The sequence below is a fragment of the Thermostichus sp. MS-CIW-34 genome (assembly GCF_054060435.1).
On sequence record NZ_JBSSDE010000028.1, the window covers coordinates 1 to 17,194 of the forward strand.

General features: G+C 59.4%; 14 protein-coding genes. 12 read left to right on the forward strand and 2 right to left on the reverse strand.

Annotated elements, in window-relative coordinates; all coding sequences use genetic code 11:
* Positions 1-519: 519 nt before the first annotated feature.
* The 7 genes from ACVWYY_RS10105 to gatB all read left to right on the forward strand — a co-directional run bounded on the left by ACVWYY_RS10105 (position 520) and on the right by gatB (position 10,312).
* Complete coding sequence (locus ACVWYY_RS10105; RefSeq protein ID WP_414344852.1) at positions 520-1,962, forward strand: gamma-aminobutyraldehyde dehydrogenase; 1,443 nt, start codon at positions 520-522, stop codon at positions 1,960-1,962.
* A 571-nt stretch (positions 1,963-2,533) separates the two neighbouring features.
* On the forward strand, positions 2,534-4,552 hold the full coding sequence (bchD, locus tag ACVWYY_RS10110; protein ID WP_457440439.1) for a magnesium chelatase ATPase subunit D: 2,019 nt from the start codon (positions 2,534-2,536) through the stop codon (positions 4,550-4,552).
* Positions 4,553-4,677: 125 nt separating this feature from the next.
* On the forward strand, positions 4,678-5,406 hold the full coding sequence (locus ACVWYY_RS10115) for an LmeA family phospholipid-binding protein (RefSeq protein WP_011432355.1): 729 nt from the start codon (positions 4,678-4,680) through the stop codon (positions 5,404-5,406).
* A gap of 581 nt (positions 5,407-5,987) precedes the next feature.
* Entirely contained in the window at positions 5,988-7,049 is a 1,062-nt protein-coding gene (locus tag ACVWYY_RS10120; RefSeq protein WP_457402341.1) for a sensor histidine kinase, read from the forward strand.
* A 1,179-nt stretch (positions 7,050-8,228) separates the two neighbouring features.
* Positions 8,229-8,411 carry a hypothetical protein gene (locus ACVWYY_RS10125; RefSeq protein WP_041436250.1) on the forward strand — a complete coding sequence of 61 codons (183 nt, stop codon included), beginning with the start codon at positions 8,229-8,231 and terminating at the stop codon, positions 8,409-8,411.
* Positions 8,408-8,692: an acylphosphatase gene (locus tag ACVWYY_RS10130; protein ID WP_414351467.1), complete on the forward strand. Its 285-nt coding sequence runs from the start codon at positions 8,408-8,410 to the stop codon at positions 8,690-8,692. The genes ACVWYY_RS10125 and ACVWYY_RS10130 overlap by 4 nt, the downstream gene beginning before the upstream one ends.
* A gap of 147 nt (positions 8,693-8,839) precedes the next feature.
* A complete protein-coding gene (gene gatB / locus ACVWYY_RS10135; RefSeq protein ID WP_011432351.1) occupies positions 8,840-10,312 on the forward strand; it encodes an Asp-tRNA(Asn)/Glu-tRNA(Gln) amidotransferase subunit GatB in 1,473 nt (490 codons plus the stop codon).
* Here the strand turns inward: gatB and ACVWYY_RS10140 are convergent.
* Positions 10,309-10,902: a Maf family protein gene (locus ACVWYY_RS10140; protein WP_457402339.1), complete on the reverse strand. Its 594-nt coding sequence runs from the start codon at positions 10,900-10,902 to the stop codon at positions 10,309-10,311. The two genes, gatB and ACVWYY_RS10140, sit on opposite strands and share 4 nt — an antisense overlap.
* A 148-nt stretch (positions 10,903-11,050) precedes the next feature.
* Here ACVWYY_RS10140 and ACVWYY_RS10145 point away from each other — a divergent pair, with 148 nt between their 5' ends.
* The 5 genes from ACVWYY_RS10145 (at position 11,051) to ACVWYY_RS10165 (ending at position 15,433) form a co-directional block, all read left to right on the forward strand.
* A complete protein-coding gene (locus ACVWYY_RS10145) occupies positions 11,051-11,866 on the forward strand; it encodes an ion transporter (RefSeq protein WP_457402337.1) in 816 nt (271 codons plus the stop codon).
* A 62-nt stretch (positions 11,867-11,928) separates the two neighbouring features.
* Positions 11,929-12,435 carry a hypothetical protein gene (locus ACVWYY_RS10150; RefSeq protein WP_011432348.1) on the forward strand — a complete coding sequence of 169 codons (507 nt, stop codon included), beginning with the start codon at positions 11,929-11,931 and terminating at the stop codon, positions 12,433-12,435.
* 75 nt (positions 12,436-12,510) lie between these two features.
* A complete protein-coding gene (locus ACVWYY_RS10155) occupies positions 12,511-12,924 on the forward strand; it encodes a PH domain-containing protein (RefSeq protein WP_011432347.1) in 414 nt (137 codons plus the stop codon).
* A 29-nt stretch (positions 12,925-12,953) separates the two neighbouring features.
* Positions 12,954-14,222: a glycosyltransferase gene (locus ACVWYY_RS10160; protein ID WP_457440441.1), complete on the forward strand. Its 1,269-nt coding sequence runs from the start codon at positions 12,954-12,956 to the stop codon at positions 14,220-14,222.
* A gap of 17 nt (positions 14,223-14,239) precedes the next feature.
* Complete coding sequence (locus ACVWYY_RS10165; protein WP_457440443.1) at positions 14,240-15,433, forward strand: RNA-guided endonuclease InsQ/TnpB family protein; 1,194 nt, start codon at positions 14,240-14,242, stop codon at positions 15,431-15,433.
* 21 nt (positions 15,434-15,454) lie between these two features.
* Here the strand turns inward: ACVWYY_RS10165 and ACVWYY_RS10170 are convergent, their stop codons facing one another.
* On the reverse strand, positions 15,455-17,128 hold the full coding sequence (locus tag ACVWYY_RS10170; protein WP_457440444.1) for a hypothetical protein: 1,674 nt from the start codon (positions 17,126-17,128) through the stop codon (positions 15,455-15,457).
* Positions 17,129-17,194: the final 66 nt, after the last annotated feature.

Sequence of the window (17,194 nt, forward strand, 5' to 3'; positions counted from 1 at the left end):
GGATGGACTCCTGCACCCAGGAACCCCTGTCCACCGGCCAAGAGCAAGATGCTATCCACTCGTTGATTTCCGGCAAAGTGTAGTTGTATACGTCCCGGCCAATCTCCAGCCACGCCAACAGCAAGGCCTCCGTCCCGCTGACGCGAGCGGCTTGTTGGCAGGCATCTGGATCAATCCGGTGCTTGTAGGTTACACCAGCATAAGTAGGTTTTGCTACAGATTTCGCTCAGAGGTATGGCGGGGATCCCTGTATCCCGGTGCTCACCCTGCGGGTAGAGTGCAGGACTGATTGCCCCTGCACCTCCGTTAGTTAGCAGATGCGGGATCCTCACCAGTGCACCGTTGGCCACAGTCTACGGCCCGCTTTGCGAATAGCCGTTTGGGCCATCCCAATCCCAAAGGATCCCATCTCTGCACCCCAAAGTTGCCAAAGTTGAATGAAGCTTATGATTCAAGCCGAGCCAAAAAGATTCGGCACAATGGGGAGAGCCATTTCACCAAGCTGTTGAGGACATCGCTATGGCCTACAAACTCTGGATCGACGGCCAATGGGTCGATAGCCAAGGGGGGGGCCTGATGACCATCGAGAACCCGGCCACCGGCGAGAAACTGGCAGAGGTGGTGGATGCCAGCCCTGCCGATGTGGATCGGGCGGTGCAGGCCGCCCAAACAGCCTTCTACGATGGCCGTTGGTCGAAACTTACCCCCGGCGAGCGATCCCTGGCCCTCTGGAAATTGGCAGATCTGATCGAGGCTCGTGCCCCAGAACTGGCTCGTGTGGAATCGGAAAACACCGGCAAGCCCTACGAGTTCCTCAGCTTAGGGGGAGATTTGCCGTTTGCGGTGGATAATCTGCGTTTCTTCGCCGCCGCCGCCCGCGACATCCATGGCTTTAGTGCTGGGGAATACGCCAAGGGCTACACCTCCCTCTTTCGCAAAGAGCCAGTGGGGGTGTGCGCGCAAATTACCCCTTGGAACTATCCGCTGATGATGGCTGTCTGGAAAATCGGCCCCGCCCTGGCCGCCGGCTGTACGGTGGTGCTCAAGCCCGCTCCTGCCACCCCCCTGACCACCCTGATGCTGGGGGAACTGATCGCCGAGGCTGGGATCCCGCCCGGGGTAGTCAATATCGTTACCGGAGGCAATGCCACCGGCCAAGCCCTGGTGGAGCACCCCCAGGTGCGCATGGTCAGCCTTACCGGCTCTACCGCCACCGGCAAGCAGGTGATGCGGACAGCGGCAGATACCCTGAAGCGGGTGCATTTGGAACTGGGGGGCAAAGCGCCGTTTATCGTCTTCGAGGATGCGGACGTAGAGACCGTTGCTGCCAAGGCCACATTTGCTGCCACCGTCAATACCGGCCAAGACTGTACGGCAGCCACCCGCGTCTATGTGCACGAGAGCAAGCTGGCGCAGGCGCAAGAGGCCATTGTAGAAGCCATGCGCAAAGTAACGGTGGGATCCCCTTTCGAGGCGGGAGTGGAGATGGGGCCTTTGGTCTCAGCAGCCCAGCGGGAGCGGGTGATGGGATTTGTGGAGCGGGCCAAAGCAGAGGGAGCCAAGGTGCTGACCGGCGGTCGGATCCCTTCCCAGCTTGCCCAGGGCTACTACTATGAACCCACGGTGATTGCCAATGTCGATCAAAAAGCGGAGATCGTACAGAGTGAGGTTTTTGGGCCGGTTCTCACGCTCGGCTCGTTTCGCGAAGAAGCGGAAGCGCTACGCTTGGGCAATGACGTCCTATACGGGCTGGCGGCTTCTGTGTGGACTCAAGACATCGGACGAGCGATGAGGTTGGCCGCCGATCTGGAGTTCGGCACCGTCTGGATCAACGACCATATTCCCATTGCCTCTGAGGCCCCCCATGGCGGCTTTAAGCAATCGGGATTTGGCAAAGATCTCTCGGCAGAAGCGGTGCGCGACTACCAAATCACCAAACACGTGATGATTGCAACCCGCTGAAGTGATGCCCATTTTGAACAGAAGATGACCACCAAACAGCGGCGGCTCACCAGGGGTATTCCCAGTCGCCGTAGGCCATTGGTGGCCTTGATTCCGACCTACCCCTTCCCCTTGGGAGAGGGCTTGGGGAACTGTCTGGAGCCGGTTTGGAACCTGATACATTCACGCTGAACTCTCCTGAACATGGTTCAGGAAAGAAGCGATCGCATCCTGCCTATCTCTGTTCGCGTCAGCGGGACGGAGTCCAAACAGGAAGGCGGTATCCCGCAAAGCCCTGAGGAATACCCCCCGAGCGCTTTCCCCCTTCACTTCCCGGCAACCGTTGCGGTGGACTCAAGGATCAGGGGGAAACTTGGTCTACTATATCCCTCTCAATGACTTTTGCCAAACCGCCTAAAGCTCAGTAAATTCAGCAAAGTTCAGGGTTTTGGGGGTTAGAGGCATGCTCCCCAGAAAATCTCAGTTGCAAAGGCGGTGCGGAGCACTCAAGCGATAGACTGGGGTGTACAGCTCCCGCTCCGCTGCGAATCTGCTCGATTGAACCGTTGCTCGCCAAGCCTACCCGCCAACCATGGGATCCGCAACTCTATCCGCTCCTTGTACCTTTCCCCTCACCGCTGTAGTGGGGCAACAGGCGGCCAAGCTGGCTCTGCTGCTGGCAGCAGTGGATCCCAGCCTAAGGGGTGTGGTGCTGGTGGGGCCTCGCGGCACCGCCAAGTCGGTTTTGGCCAGAGGGATCCACGCCTTGCTACCGCCCATCGAGGTGATTGCGGGATCCTATTGCAACGACGATCCGGCGCGACCGGATACCTGGTCCGACTGGGCCAAGGCTCGCTACCCAGCCGGAGAGGTGCCGCCCACCCAAGTGATATCGCCCCCCTTTGTCCAGGTTCCCCTGGGCGTCACCGAAGATCGGCTGCTGGGATCCGTCGATGTGGAGGCCTCCATCAGGCAGGGGGAAACGGTCTTCCAGCCAGGGCTCTTGGCTGCTGCCCACCGGGGCGTGCTCTATGTGGATGACATCAACCTCTTGGACGACGCCATCGTCAACTTGTTGCTGACGGTGGTGGGGGATGGGGTCAACCGCCTGGAACGGGAGGGGCTGAGTCTGCAACACCCCTGCCGGCCTCTCTTGGTGGCCACCTACAACCCCGAAGAGGGATCCCTGCGCCCCCACCTGCTGGATCGCCTGGCACTGGTGGTGCCGGTGGGGCAGGAGCTGAGCCTAGAAGAGCGAGGGGAAATTGTCCAACGGGCAACGCAATTTGTCGATGCTCCCGAGCCCTTCCTGGCCGAGCACCAGGCGGAACTGGAGGAAATCCGCACCCGCATCCTCCTGGCGCGGGAGTGGCTGCCCCAGGTCAAGCCGCAGCGGGAACAGCTCCTCTACCTGGTGCAGGAGGCCATCCGCGGCAACGTCCAAGGGCACCGGGGAGAACAATTTGCCCTGCGAGCCGCCTGTGCCCTGGCAGCTCTGGAAGGACGGGATCGCCTGTTGGCCGAGGATCTGCAGCAGGCTGTGCAACTGGTGCTGCTGCCCCGCGCCCAATACGACCCCGACCAGCCCCCCCCTCCCCCCCCGCCACCATCCCAACAGTCGGATCCTTCCCCAAGCAATTCCGACGACACCGGCGAGGACCAGGAGGAGACGGATCCCCAGCCGGAAAGCCTCAGCCTGCCGCAGGAGTTTTTTTTCGATCCTGAGCAGGTGGCCCTCGACCCGCGCCTGCTGGCCTTTGCCCAGTCCCTCAACCAACAGGGGAAAACGGGATCCCGCAGCCTGGTGTTCAGCGCCGACCGAGGCCGCTACGTCAAGCCCATCCTGCCCCAGGGATCCAACCCCCGCGTTGCCGTCGATGCCACCTTGCGAGCTGCTGCCCCCTATCAGAAAAGCCGCCGCCAGCGGCAACCGGGACGTAGCGTGATTGTGGAGCCGAGCGATATCCGCGCCAAAAAGCTGGTTCGCAAGGCCGGAGCCCTGGTGATCTTTGTGGTGGACGCCTCCGGCTCCATGGCCCTCAACCGCATGCAAGCGGCCAAAGGTGCCGCCCTGCGCCTGCTCACCGAGGCTTACCAAAACCGTGACAAGGTGGCCCTCATCGCCTTTCGTGGGGAAACTGCCGAAGTGTTGCTCCCCCCCACCCGCTCCATCGAGCTGGCCCGCCGCCGTCTGGAATCCCTGCCCTGTGGCGGGGGATCCCCTCTCGCCCATGCCCTCACCCAAGCCGTGCGCATGGGAGTCAATGCCCGCACCGCTGGCGATGTAGGTCAGGTGATGCTGGTGGCCCTCACCGATGGCCGGGCCAACATTCCCCTCAGCCGCTCCTTGGGACGGAGCGACAGCAAAAGCCAGTTGGGAGCGGATCCCATCGACCTCAAGCAAGAGCTGCGGGAGATCGCCCTGCGCATCCGCGCCCTGGGGTTGAAGCTGCTTTTGATCGATTCCCAAAGCCGCTTTGTAACCACCGGCTTCAGCGCCGAACTGGCGGAATTGGCGGGCGGACGGTACTTTCATCTGCCCCGTGCCACCGACCAGGGGATCGCAGCCGTGGCCCGCTCGGCTATGCAGGAGGGACGCACCTACCCCTGAGAGAACAGCCTCTCCGTTGGCAAAGGTTGTAACTTTTCTTAATGGTTGGTTATGATCCCTGTAGGCGAACTTCACCTTGTCCCATGGCTACAGGACTCCTGCCCCAACTTTCCCTCCAGAATCCCATGGCTGTCGATTGGGTTAGCCGAGGGGTAGGCGCAGCCATTCGTGCCCTCTTTAAGCATGCAGAGCGGCTGGAGGCGCGCGTGCGAGTGGAGCCTGTTGCCAAATTGTTGCAGGGTCGTATCGACAGCTTTGAACTGTTGGGCCAGCATCTGCAGATGTACAACGGCCTGAGGCTTTCGGCTCTGGAGCTATTCTGCAATGCGGTGGCCATCGATTTCAGCCAAATTTGGCAGGGGAAGATCAAGCTGCGCCAGCCAGTACAGGCCACAATGCGCGTGGTGCTGAGCGAAGACGATCTGGCGCAATCGTTTAACACACCTTTTGTGCTGAATAGGCTGGCCTTAGGAAAGCAGGATGATAGCCCCCTATCCTTCCATCACGTCCATATCAGCATCACCCCGGCGCGACGACTGCAATTCCAGGCAAATGTACAGCAGGGAGAAGCCAGGGCTTTCTGCGTCGGTTTTTCCGCCCAGGTTGAGGTGCTGGAGCGGCGTCGCATCCGCTTTACAGATCCAGTGTTTGAAAGCGGTACAGAAGAGGAGCTAGCCTTGAGCCAAGCTTTGGTACGCTGCCTGAATGAGCTTCTGGATTTGGATCGGCTCGCCTTGCGAGGCACTGAGCTGCGGGTAGACCGGGTGAACTTGCAGCCCCAGCAGATGATCCTGTACGGCAGTGCCACCCTAGCGCAATTTCCCACACGCCAACCCCAATGGGAAAGTGCTTGACAGCCTTTGGAAGGGCGGCTACGCTCAATAGTGGTGAGGAGTGAAGAGAAGAAGCCTCTGGGGTCGAAACACGGACAGACGCCCAGGGGTTTTTTCATGCCTCAGGAGCTTGAGAGCTCCGCTCTGCCCCTCGATCTTGATCTGTTGAACTTGTAGTCCTTTGACCCAAACTGGGACACTACACCCAAAACGTTGGTCGCGTCGTCGCGTCAGCGTTGCCGAGCAATAATGCATGCGGCCAAAGGCTTTTCTCAATGGCCCAGGCGCCTCACCCTAACCTGAAACGACTATGATTGCTCAACGTTGGTTACGCCCGGGGATCAAGCTGCCTTTGCCGTGATGTCCACAGCTTTGCCAACCGGAATACGGCGCGGCTTCTCTAAAGAATGGGGTAGCTGGGTATCCTAAAAGCTGGGGTTACGGCATCCTTCTTTATTCATGGGGATGAAGTGGCTCAAGACATAACGGTCATTCTAAGACCTAGGAAAGAACTCTTCAGCCTTGACCGTGAGGGGATGTTCATTCTTCCGTACCATTGATTCATTATTTAAGCAGGTCTTGTCAAAGCGAGCGCACCGAGTTTGAAACAGCAACCACTCCGCGTACTTGAGTTTTGGGGCCGCCGCTTTCCCCACAGCTTGCGCACCCAGGTGGCATTGGTCATTGCCAGCCTTTCGTTCGTCCCCAACTTGGTTTTCATCCTGTCGGTGCAGTGGATCTGGCCCGACACGCAGTTCAGCACTGAAGGGATCCTCCTGCTGCTGCTGTGGATCCCGTTGCTGGCGGTGCTGTCGGCGGTGGTGGGCTATGCTCTGTCCTCCATGATTTTGCGCCCCCTCACCCTGCTGGCCCGCGAGTTGGCTCATTTGGAAACCTTGATTAACCAGCCCGCCCGTTGGAATCTGCTGCTCCGCCCCGGGGATCCCCAGGAAGCCCTGATCTTGCGGCAGGCCTTTGCCCAGTTGCTGCGCCAGATCCAGATCGATCAAATGCGGCGAGAAGCCTTTACCGCTACCCTCGTTCACGACCTCAAAACCCCCCTCATCGCCTTTGGGCACCTGCTGAGCGCCTTTAAACAGGATCAACAGCTCGAGCCGGAGCAACGTCGCGCTCTGCTGGATCGCATCCTGCAGGAAAATCAACACAATCTCTCTCTGGTGCAAAAAATGGTGGAGGCTCACCGCCTGGAGCGGGGAGAGATCGAGCTGCATCCTCGGCCTTGTGATCTGGGATCCCTGGCCAGAAAGGTGGCCGAGCGCATGGGATCCCTGGCCCAGGAGCGGGGGATCGATCTGCGAGTCGAAGGAGAAGGGTGGGGCAACGCCGATGAGGCAGAGCTGGAGCGGGCGCTGGTGAATCTGGTGGACAACGCCTTGCGCTACGCACGCCATGCGGTGGTGTTAATCGTCAGCCCCCACCAGATCCAGGTGCAGGATGATGGCCCCGGCTTGCCGGCTCCCCTAGAAGAGTTGGCCCAACCCTACGTGACCCAGCCCATTCACATTGCCGGCCACCACTACCCAACCGGCTCAGGAGGTCTGGGGCTATATATCGCCAGGCGCATCCTGCAGGCCCACGGGGGGGACTTGCGGTTGGTCGAGACGGGATCCCAAGGGACTGCTCTAGCCCTGGTGTTGCGGTGACATACTCCCGACCCCGACTGCTGGCAGTACGGAGCGGGCTTCTCGCTTCATCGGGGAGCCTACGCAAGAACCCTCCACGAGCAGACACGGAATGCCCTACCGCGTAGTTGCACCAGATTCCGGCAAAAGCCGTTTTGTGCAACTACTCCTATCATACACCATGTGGGGGTATCTGTATCCCGGCACTGACCCTACGGGTACAGTGCGGGGCTTAGCTACCCCCACACCCCCATAAGCTAACCCAATAGATTGGTGCTGAACAAGACTGGTGTAGTCATTTTAAGTGACATACTCCCGCACTCATGTTGATGCAAAGCGCTCCGCGCCGCTAAAGCGAGAGAGTGCGGGCTTCAAGGACTCCGTCCCGCTGACGCGAACAGTGACTCCGGTTAGCGCTCCGCGCCGCTAGCGCGAAAAGGACATTTCCTGGGCTTAAGGACTACGTCCCGCTAACGCGAAAAGGACGAGATGCCCCGCCCCTGTACTTGATGTCTATAGCGGCAGTGTATAAAACCCCGCTACTTTTTATGGCACCAGTAAGGACAAAACATCATGTCCCCGCCTTTCATCCCGACCCTCACCCTGGATAGTGAATAGTGGATAGTGGTTAGTGGATAGTGACTATTCACTATTCACTAGCCACTAACTAATAGAGGGCGGGGCTTCCCGGCGGTGTAGCTAGCGGTAACTAACGGGGGTGCAGGGGCAATCAGTCCTGCACTCTACCCGCAGGGTAAGCACCGGGATACAGGGATCCCCGCCATACCTCTGAGCGAAATCTGTTGAGCGAAATCTGTAGTAAAACCTACTTATGCTGGCGGTAACCTACAAGTACCGGATTGATCCAGATGCCTCTTGCTCTTGTCCGGTGGACAGGGGTTCCTGGGTGCAGGAGTCCATCCTGCCTGCCGATGCACCGTTCCCTGTGGATTAGACTTGTTTTGCAAGCTGGCAGTAGCCAGGGAGGCTGGGGAAGGGGAACCACCTGTCCAGTCGTTTTGTCGGGGGTTGTAGACCCAGACAAGTGGCGTGGGGCAGGAATGCCCAGCCGCGAGGTAAGGACTCCGTCCTGCTGACGGGAAGGGTGGCCCGCGCTTTGTCCGTAGGACGAGCGCCGGGAGGATGTCACGGTGCATGAAGGGTGGGATCCTCTGCACAAGCGTTCGTGAGGTTGGGTTCATGTCTTCCGTGCTGTGGCAAGCGATTGGGTATGCCTGTGGGATCTCGCTGGGGCTCCTAGGCTTGGTTGCCCTGGTCAACGTTCTTGTGGGGTGGCTGGATCGGCAGACCTCAGAGACTCCGGAGGAGCCGACCGAGTCGCCAGAACCCTGCAGCACAACGGAGGGATCCCCGTCGGCATGAGTGACAGGGTTCGCGTTCACGTCTGGGTACGGGGGCGGGTTCAGGGGGTGGGGTTTCGCGCCCACACCGAAGCCATGGCCCGCAATGCCGGTGTTGGCGGCTGGGTGCGCAACTTGCGGGATGGTCGCGTCGAGGCCGTTTTTGAAGGATCCCCTGCTGCGGTGGAGGCGATGCTGCGCTGGTGCCAACAGGGCAGCCCCGGTTCGGTTGTGGAGGCCATTGAGCAACGTTCCGAGCCGCCGGAAGGTCTACCCACTTTTGAGATTCGCCCTACCGTTTGAGGAAGTTTCGCTGTTCTGAGGATCTGCTTCAAGCTGGGCTGCTCCGGCCTCGTCCTGGGTTCTGGGCTGCCGTCCCCAGAAACTGTCTGTGAGCTGGGATCCCCAAGGTCGCACTAGAATGGTTACACCGCCAGTTTTTCCTATCCCATGACTGTTGCTGCCCCCGCCAAAGTGCAATACGAAGCTGTGATTGGGCTGGAAGTTCACTGCCAGCTCAGCACTCGCTCCAAGATCTTCTCCAGCAGCGCGACAGCCTTTGGCGCTCCCCCCAACACCCAGATTGACCCCATCTGCATGGGCCTGCCCGGCACCCTGCCGGTGCTCAACGAAAAGGTGCTGGAGTACGCGGTCAAAGCGGGTTTGGCCTTGAATTGCACCATTGCCCCCTACAGCAAGTTCGACCGCAAGCAGTACTTTTACCCCGACTTGCCCAAAAACTACCAAATCTCCCAATACGACCTGCCGATTGCTACCCACGGCTGGATTGAGATCCAGCTCAGCGACGGTCGTACCAAGCGCATCGGCATCACCCGTCTGCACATGGAAGAAGATGCGGGCAAGCTGGTCCACGCTGGCAGCGACCGCCTATCGGGATCCAGCTACTCTTTGGTGGATTTCAACCGGGCGGGGGTTCCCCTCATCGAGATCGTCAGCGAGCCGGACATCCGCAGCGGGGAAGAGGCAGCCGAGTATGTGCAAGAGCTGCGCCGCATCCTGCGCTATGCCGGGCTGTGCGATGGCAACCTGCAGGAGGGATCCCTGCGCTGTGATGTGAACATCTCGGTGCGTCCGCTGGGATCCCAGACCTTTGGCACGAAGGTGGAAATTAAAAACATGAACTCCTTCAACGCCATCCAACGGGCCATCGAGTACGAGTTCAACCGCCAAGTCAAGGCTGTGGAGGCAGGCGAGCGGATCGTGCAAGAGACCCGCCTCTGGGAAGAAAACAGCCAGCGCACCATCAGCATGCGCAAGAAAGAGGGATCCAGCGACTATCGCTATTTCCCCGAGCCCGATCTGCCGCCCATTCGCGTTACCGAAGCGCAGAAAACCCGCTGGCAGGCAGAGCTGCCGGAATTGCCCGGTGTGAAGCGGCGACGTTATCAGGAGGTGTACGGCCTCTCGGTGTACGATGCCCGCTACCTCAGCGATGAACGCAACACCGCCGAATACTTTGAAGCCGTGATCGCCGCCGGTGCCGACCCGAAAGCAGCCGCCAACTGGATGATGAGCGACATCGCCAGCTACCTCAACACCCACAAGCTGGACTATCCCGACATTGCCCTGAAGCCGGAAACCCTGGCCGAGCTGATTGGCCTCATCGAGCAGGGCACCATCTCCAGCAAAATCGCCAAGGAGATCCTGCCGGAACTGCTGGAAAAAGGGGGATCGGCCCGCGCCCTGGTGGAAGCTAAGGGCATGACCCAAATCTCGGATAGCGCTCTGCTGGGGCAGATGATCGCCGAGGTGCTGGCAGAAAACCCCGAGCAACTGCAGCAGTATCGGGGGGGCAAAACCAAGCTCTTCGGCTACTTTGTCGGGCAATTGATGAAAAAAACTCAGGGACGGGCAGATCCAAAGCTGGCCAACGACCTGCTCAAGCAACACCTCGACGGCTAGCTCCAAGCATCGGTGAGGGAATAGCCCAACTCCTGCATCATGCGCCGCAGCAGGGGCAAGCTCAGCCCGATAACATTGCCGGGGCACCCCTCGATCCGCTCCACAAACAGGCTGCCGCGGCCATCGATGGCAAAACAGCCAGCACAATTGAGCGGCTCACCGGTGGCCACATAGGCGCGGATTTCCTCGTCGCTGGGCTTGGCAAAAAACACCCGCGTCACCGCATAGTGGGTGAGGCGGCGGTTCTGCTTCGTGTCAATCAAGGCATGGCCTGTGTAGAGCTCTCCCACTTCGCCCCGCATTTGCCGCAGGCGCCGTTCCGCCTCCAGAGCATTGGCCGGCTTGCCCAGGATCTCGCCATCTAGGTAGAGCACGGAGTCGGCCCCCACGACCAAGACGGGCTCCCGTTGCTGGGCCGCCACCACTTCTGCTTTTGCCGAGGCCAGCTTCTGGACCAGCTCCACGGGATCTGAGCTTTTGATTTGGCTTTCGTCAAAATAGCTGGGCTGAACGCGAAAAGGGATCCCGGCAGCCTTTAACAATTGGCGGCGGGCAGGGGATTGCGAGGCCAGTACGATAGGAGGCAACATCGACTCAACACCTAATTAACACCCAAAGCCTGGACGTTTGCTTAGGGGAAGTTCGCTCTGTGAGCTAGTTTCCATTAGCTTAGTTAGTATGCGCCTGATGGGCGTTGAAAGGAAACTCTCTCGATATCTTCCCAGCTGGATCCCGTTTGTGACCACTCTCCCCACCCAAGCTGATCTCGATCTTGCCCGTTCCGGGATCCTCCAGCGCTATTGGGGGGATCAAGACACTCCGGAAAGCCGCTGGGTGAACTTGCTGGTGGCGGCGCTGGTTTTCTGTTCGTCCACCTTCTTTGTGGTGGAAACCTATCCCATTCCCCCTGAGGTGCGTCTTGGGCTGGAGCGGGTGGATCGCCTCATTCTCGGCTTGTTTGTGGTGGAATATCTGCTCCGCCTGGCGGCGGCCCCGCAAAAGCTGCGCTACGTCTTCAGCCTCTATTCACTCATCGATTTGCTGGCCATTTTGCCCTTTTTTGCCGGGCTAACCGATATTCGCTTCATCCGCCTCTTGCGCTGGTTTCGCATCCTGCGGCTGCTGCGCTTGGTGGAGGGCAAAACCCTGTTTGGGCAAGTGATCTCCGCCGATAGCCGCATTTTGCTGCGCATTTTCTTCACCCTCTTTGCCATTGTTTTCGTCTACTCTGGGCTGATCTACCAGGTAGAACATCCAGTGAATCCTGGCGCTTTTGCCACCTTTTTGGATGCTTTCTACTTTTCCGTCGTTACCATGACCACGGTGGGGTTTGGGGATCTCACCCCCACTTCTGAGCTGGGCCGGCTGCTGACAGTGTTGATGATCTTGACGGGCATAGCCCTGATCCCTTGGCAAGTGGGGGAGTTGATCAAGCAACTGGTAAAAAGCGGCAACTCGGTACAGTGGGCCTGCCCAGGCTGTGGCCTCTCCCAGCACGATGGGGATGCCCAATTCTGCAAGCGCTGCGGCACACTGCTCTATCCAAGGGATTGAGGCTGTTGGCCAATTTGGGGCAAAGACAGGATAGGCTAGGACGGGTTGCAGGAGGATCTGCGATGTTGGCCCACCCCGAGCTAACCATCCCCGGCAAGCTGAACGTGAAGGCGGGCGTGGCGATGCTGGTTGCCGCCATTGTCCTCGGCTGGATCCTCAGCCAAGTTCAGCCGTTGCCGCTCGCCCCCCAGGAGGCTTCGGGGATCCCTGCCGAGCCCCTCCTCTGGCAGGAGGTGCCCAAACAAAAGTACGCCTGGCACATTTGCTACGCCTTTTTGGGCAACATGGGGTTGATCAACATCGGCGGCGGACTGGCCCTGGTGGTGCTGGGATCCCGCTTTACGGCTGGGCAAATGCTCTCGCAAATTCTCCTGTTGGGGGGAATGCTGCACCCGGCTTCTTGGGCTTTGGTGGCCCTGACGGGGCTGGAAGGGTGGGGCTGGCTGGGTAATGCCGGAGCCGCAGCGGTGGCGGTGGTGGTGATGGTGTTGTTTGTTTACCTGGTCTTGGCCACCTGCCGTTCCCTACAAGCCGTCCGAAGGCTGACCCAATCCCGAACCTGCCGTTAGCCCCAGTTGGGGAAAGCTGAGAAATCGTTTAAGATCGTTAACGGCAACACTCTAAACAACCGGACGGTGCTCTGCATGGCGGTGCAAGAGGAGGTTTTTTTTGAGGGCGGCCCCCACAGTGGCGATTTGGTGTTGAACTCCTTCATTGGGGCTACACTTGTCGGCTTGCCTCTGTTTGTGGGGGCACTGGTGCGTAAGCTGTGGGTACACTATCGGATTACCAATCGTCGCATCACCGTGATTGGGGGATGGGGCGGCAAGGAGCGCTCAGATGTAATCTACGGCGAGATTGCCAAGGTGGTTATGGTGCCCCGTGGCTTGGGCGTGTGGGGAGACATGGTGCTCACCCTCAAGGACGGCAGTCGCCTGGAGATGCGGGCCTTGCCTCGCTTTCGGGAAATCTACAACTACATCAACGAGCGGATCGACGAGAAAGCCAAGCAGGTGAGCGGCCCAATTGGCAAAAAGCGCCGCTCTGCCAAGTCCTGACCGTGCCTGACCCTTGGGGATCCCTTCCTGTGGCTGTCCCCACTCTTCCCAGCCGGGATCCCGCTTGGCCTGAGCGCCTGGCCCTGGTGCACGAGTACCTGATCCGGCCGGGGGGATCGGAAAAGGTTTTGCAGGAGCTGGTGGCTTTTGCCCCACAGGCCCCCCTTTACGTCAGTCTCTTCTCCGCTCACACCCTGCCGCCGAGCTGGCAGGAGCTGACAATTCACACCTCCTTTTTGCAAGGCTGGGCCAAGTGGCTGGGGGTGTTGCGCCCTGACTACCACGCCCGCCTCAAGTATCTGCTGCCCTGGATGCCGTTGGCCTACGAGAGCTTCGACTTTTCGGGGTATGACTGTGTGATCTCCAGCAGCCACGCCTTTGCCAAAGGGATCCTGACGGGAGCCTCTACCCTGCACCTGAGCTACATCCACAGCCCCACCCGTTACCTCTGGGAGAACCGGGAGCTGTATCTGCAGCGAGAAGGGCTGGGGAGAAGCGGGCCTGTTGGCGCAATTGGCCAATGGCTGCTGCACCGCTTGCGCCAATGGGATTTTCTGGCAGCTCAACGTCCAGATCTGTTGATCGCCAACTCCCAGCACATTCGCCGCCGCATTGCCAAGCTCTATCGCCGCGAGGCTGTGGTCATTTATCCGCCCGTTCCGCTGCAGGGGTTGGAGCCGGTGGCGGATCCCAGCGCCGATTATGACCTGGTGGCAGGCCGACTGGTGCCCTACAAACGGGTGGATCTGGCGATTGCCGCCTGTGAACGGCTGGGTCGTCGGCTGCTGGTTGTGGGCGAAGGGCCGGAGCTGGCTCGGCTCAAGCGACTGGCGGGGCCGCAGGTGGAGTTTTTGCCCCATCAGCCCCCCGATCGTTTCCGGGAACTGCTAGCCAATTGCCGGCTGCTGCTGTTCCCCTGGGAGGAGGATTTTGGCCTAGTGGCAGTGGAGGCCCAGGCCTGCGGCCGCCCCGTGGTTGCCCTCAACCGGGGAGGTGCCCAAGAGACGGTCATCCACGGCCAAACCGGCATCCTCATTCCCGAGGCCAGTGTGGAAGCGCTGGTGGAAGGGCTGCGGCAGGCGGATCGACAGGAATGGGATCCGCAGCGGATTCGGGCCCATGCTCTGCAATTTGCCCCAGAGCGGTTTCATGCCCAGCTGGGAGCCCTGTTGCGCTGGGCTTGGCCTCGTTTTCAAGCTGGAGAACGGTTGGATCCCCGAGAATGGAGCGCTCAGCTAGAAATCGCAGGAGCCCCGCACTGTACCCGTAGGGTCAGTGCCGGGAGGAATGCGCTTTGATGAAGTACAATGGACCTATGAGCCAAGTCCTGACCATATCCTGTAAGCTCAAGGCGTTCCCGTCACAAGCCGCCAAATTGGACGCGACGATGGATGTCTTTGTGCAGGCATTGAACTGGGTCAACCAGAACACGCCGGAGAAGATCGTCAACGCGGTCAAGTTGCAATCCCTTTGCTACTACGAGATTCGAGCTCGGTTCGGCTTGTCCAGTAACTTGGCTCAACAGGTGTGCAGACGGGTGGCAGGCGCTCGCAAAGTGGCGAGACAGCGCAACCGTCCGGTTAAAGAGTTCAAGCGTAGGTTCGTTACCTACGATGCACGTATCTTCTCATTTCGCGAGAAAGACTGGACGGTGTCGCTGACCACGGTGGAAGGGCGAGAGCGCTTTGAACTAGCCATTGGCAACTACCAGCGTGGGATGCTGGCTGGTTCCAACCCAAAATCTGCCACCCTGGTCAAGCGGAAAGACGGCTCCTACTACATCCAGATTTGCGTAGAGAAAAACCCGCCCAAGCAACAAGATACCGACAGGGTGATCGGGGTGGACTTTGGAAGGACAGATATTGCCCATACGTCAGAGGGGGACAACTGGAATGGACAGCAGTTGAACCGAGTCCGAGACCACTACTCCCGGTTGAGGGCGGTACTCCAACGTAAAGCCAGTAAGGGCACACGCAGTTCGCGGCGCAGATGCAGAGAACTGTTGCAACGGCTGTCTGGCAAGGAGAGACGCTTTCAAGTGTGGGTCAATCATCGCATCTCCAAAGCTATTGTCTCTAGGGCAAAGGCGACAAATAGCGCTCTTGCTCTGGAAGACTTGACAGGGATTCGGGAAAGGGCCAATCAACAGCCACGCAGCAAGACAGAGCGTAGGCGGGCAAATAGTTGGGCGTTTTATCAACTCCGTCAATTTTTGGAGTACAAGGCTCTGCGTGCGGGGGTTGCTCTGATTCTTGTTCCGCCTGCCTACACGTCGCAGACCTGCCACCGGTGTTTGCACATTCATCCCGACCCTGCGCAATCCTACCGCAGTGGAAAGAAGTTTAAGTGTGGACACTGTGGATGGGAAGGGGATGCGGATTTAAATGGTGCGAATGTGATTGCGCTTTTGGGGGCTGTCGTAAACCAGCCTAGAGGTCCGGGCTTGTTTTGTTCTCTGGTAGAGCAGAACAGGCTCAGGGCTACTGAAAGCCCGCTCCGTACCGCTTAGCGGTCGGAGTCGGGTAGTTTACTAGGGCCGCCGCTGCACAAAAGTCGGCAACTCAATCCGGTTGCGACTGCCCGTTTCCCCTCCTGCCCGTGAAGCGGCCAAAGCGGAGCGTTTCAGGAGCCTTTCTGTCCGTTGGCGCCAGCCGAGCGGGGCACTTTCTTCCCGCTCGTCCAGGGTGAGCGGCGGGATCCCTGGGGTGGGTGTTCTCCAGGTGGTGGCCGGGGAAGGAGCAGACTCGTCAGCCGCGGCAGGAATCCGTTCCTGGGCCCGATGATTCGACCTGGGCTCGACAACCGCTGGCTGAGGGGAAGCGGAGGCCGACTGACGCAGTGTGGCCAGTTGCTCTTCCAGTTCTTGATTGCGCTGCTGCAGCAGGGCCACTTCCTTTTCTTGGGTTTGCGCGTAGGCGTGGGCCTGCACACACTCGGTTTTCAAAGCCATCACCTGCTGCTGCAACTTCTCGATTTGCTTTTGGCTGACCAGATGATGGGCCTCGGCCAGTTCTCGCCCCCGCCGGGCTGCTTCCAGGCTTTCTCGGGTGTCCTGCACCTGCTGCTGAACTTCCTGCCACTGGGCAAGGGTGGGACGCTGGGCCAACTCTTGCATGAGCTGATCCCGCTCGGCTCGCAAAGCACCAAGCTCGCGGGTCAAAGCCTGCACCTGCTCCTCCAGGGCAAGGATTCGCTGCGCCTGTGAGGACTCTGTTTCCCTGAGGTGGGCGGCCTGGGCTGCTTCCGCTTCCAGCTTGGCAATCTGTTGGGCTTGCTCGGCCTGCTGCCGCTGACTCTGCTGCAGCTCTTCCAGCAAGGTGGCCCGCTCGGCCTTGGCAAAAGAGGCCTGTTGGCGCAGATGATCCAGCTCCGCCTGCAAGCGTGCCCATTGCTCTGGGGTAGGACGCTCTTCCAGTTCGCGAATACGTTGCCGGGCGGTGTTCAGATCAGCTTCCATGTGTGCCTTTTCGGTTTCCAGATGGGTCTTCAAACGCTGCCATTCGGCTTCCGCTTGGCGGTGGGCAGCCTCTAGCTCCGCCCGTAGGGTTTCCAGTTCTTGTGCAGAAGGTCGAGCGGCCAACTCTTGGATTTGCGCTTGCAATTGTGCTTTTTCCTCCTCTAGCTGCTGTACACGGAGCTGCAATTGGGCTTGCAAAAGCTGTACCTGCGGCAACTTGACGGCGTATTCTCCCAATTGGTTGGCCTGCTGTTTCAGCTCCAGGAGCTCCTGCTGCAGTTGGTAAAATCGGGCCGGATCGACGCGCCGCTGCAATTCCGCCTTGAGGGTTTCAATTTCCGTCTGACTGGTTTGCAACTGCTGCTGCAGAATGTGGTAGTGCTCCAGCGTTGGACGGCGCTCCATTTCCCACAGGAGATTCTGCAGTTCTTCGATGTGCTGTTGCTGAAGCTGAAAAGCCTCTGGGGTAGGGCGCTGGGCCAGCCGCGCTTTCTCCTCTTGACACGCTTGCAAAGCTTGATCCCGCTCTTGAATCTGGGCCTGTGCTTCCAGCAGTTGATGTTCCAGGCGATGGATGCACTCAATCTGCTGCAATGACAGCGCTTCCGATTCGGCGAGGGATCGCTCTAGGTTGCGCACCCGCGCCCGCAAGGCTTTTAGCTCCTCTTCCCCTTCCATATCCAGGCTGCTCGACAGGTTATGGGCCTTACTGTAGCAGATGGTCTGGATGAAAATCCAGCTTGCCACTATCTGTAGTGTAAATTTTTAGCTTTTCCTAGAACCAACACTAACTCTGTTGCCCCCGCCCTCTAT

Excerpts from the sequence above, each read along its gene's own strand:
- ACVWYY_RS10155 (WP_011432347.1), top strand. The coding sequence starts at position 12,511 with ATGGCGGTGCAAGAGGAGGTTTTTTTTGAGGGCGGCCCCCACAGTGGC.
- ACVWYY_RS10130 (WP_414351467.1), top strand. The coding sequence starts at position 8,408 with ATGAGTGACAGGGTTCGCGTTCACGTCTGGGTACGGGGGCGGGTTCAG.
- bchD (WP_457440439.1), top strand. The coding sequence starts at position 2,534 with ATGGGATCCGCAACTCTATCCGCTCCTTGTACCTTTCCCCTCACCGCT.
- ACVWYY_RS10150 (WP_011432348.1), top strand. The coding sequence starts at position 11,929 with ATGTTGGCCCACCCCGAGCTAACCATCCCCGGCAAGCTGAACGTGAAG.
- ACVWYY_RS10140 (WP_457402339.1), bottom strand. The coding sequence starts at position 10,902 with ATGTTGCCTCCTATCGTACTGGCCTCGCAATCCCCTGCCCGCCGCCAA.
- ACVWYY_RS10165 (WP_457440443.1), top strand. The coding sequence starts at position 14,240 with ATGAGCCAAGTCCTGACCATATCCTGTAAGCTCAAGGCGTTCCCGTCA.
- ACVWYY_RS10105 (WP_414344852.1), top strand. The coding sequence starts at position 520 with ATGGCCTACAAACTCTGGATCGACGGCCAATGGGTCGATAGCCAAGGG.
- gatB (WP_011432351.1), top strand. The coding sequence starts at position 8,840 with ATGACTGTTGCTGCCCCCGCCAAAGTGCAATACGAAGCTGTGATTGGG.
- ACVWYY_RS10115 (WP_011432355.1), top strand. The coding sequence starts at position 4,678 with ATGGCTGTCGATTGGGTTAGCCGAGGGGTAGGCGCAGCCATTCGTGCC.
- ACVWYY_RS10125 (WP_041436250.1), top strand. The coding sequence starts at position 8,229 with ATGTCTTCCGTGCTGTGGCAAGCGATTGGGTATGCCTGTGGGATCTCG.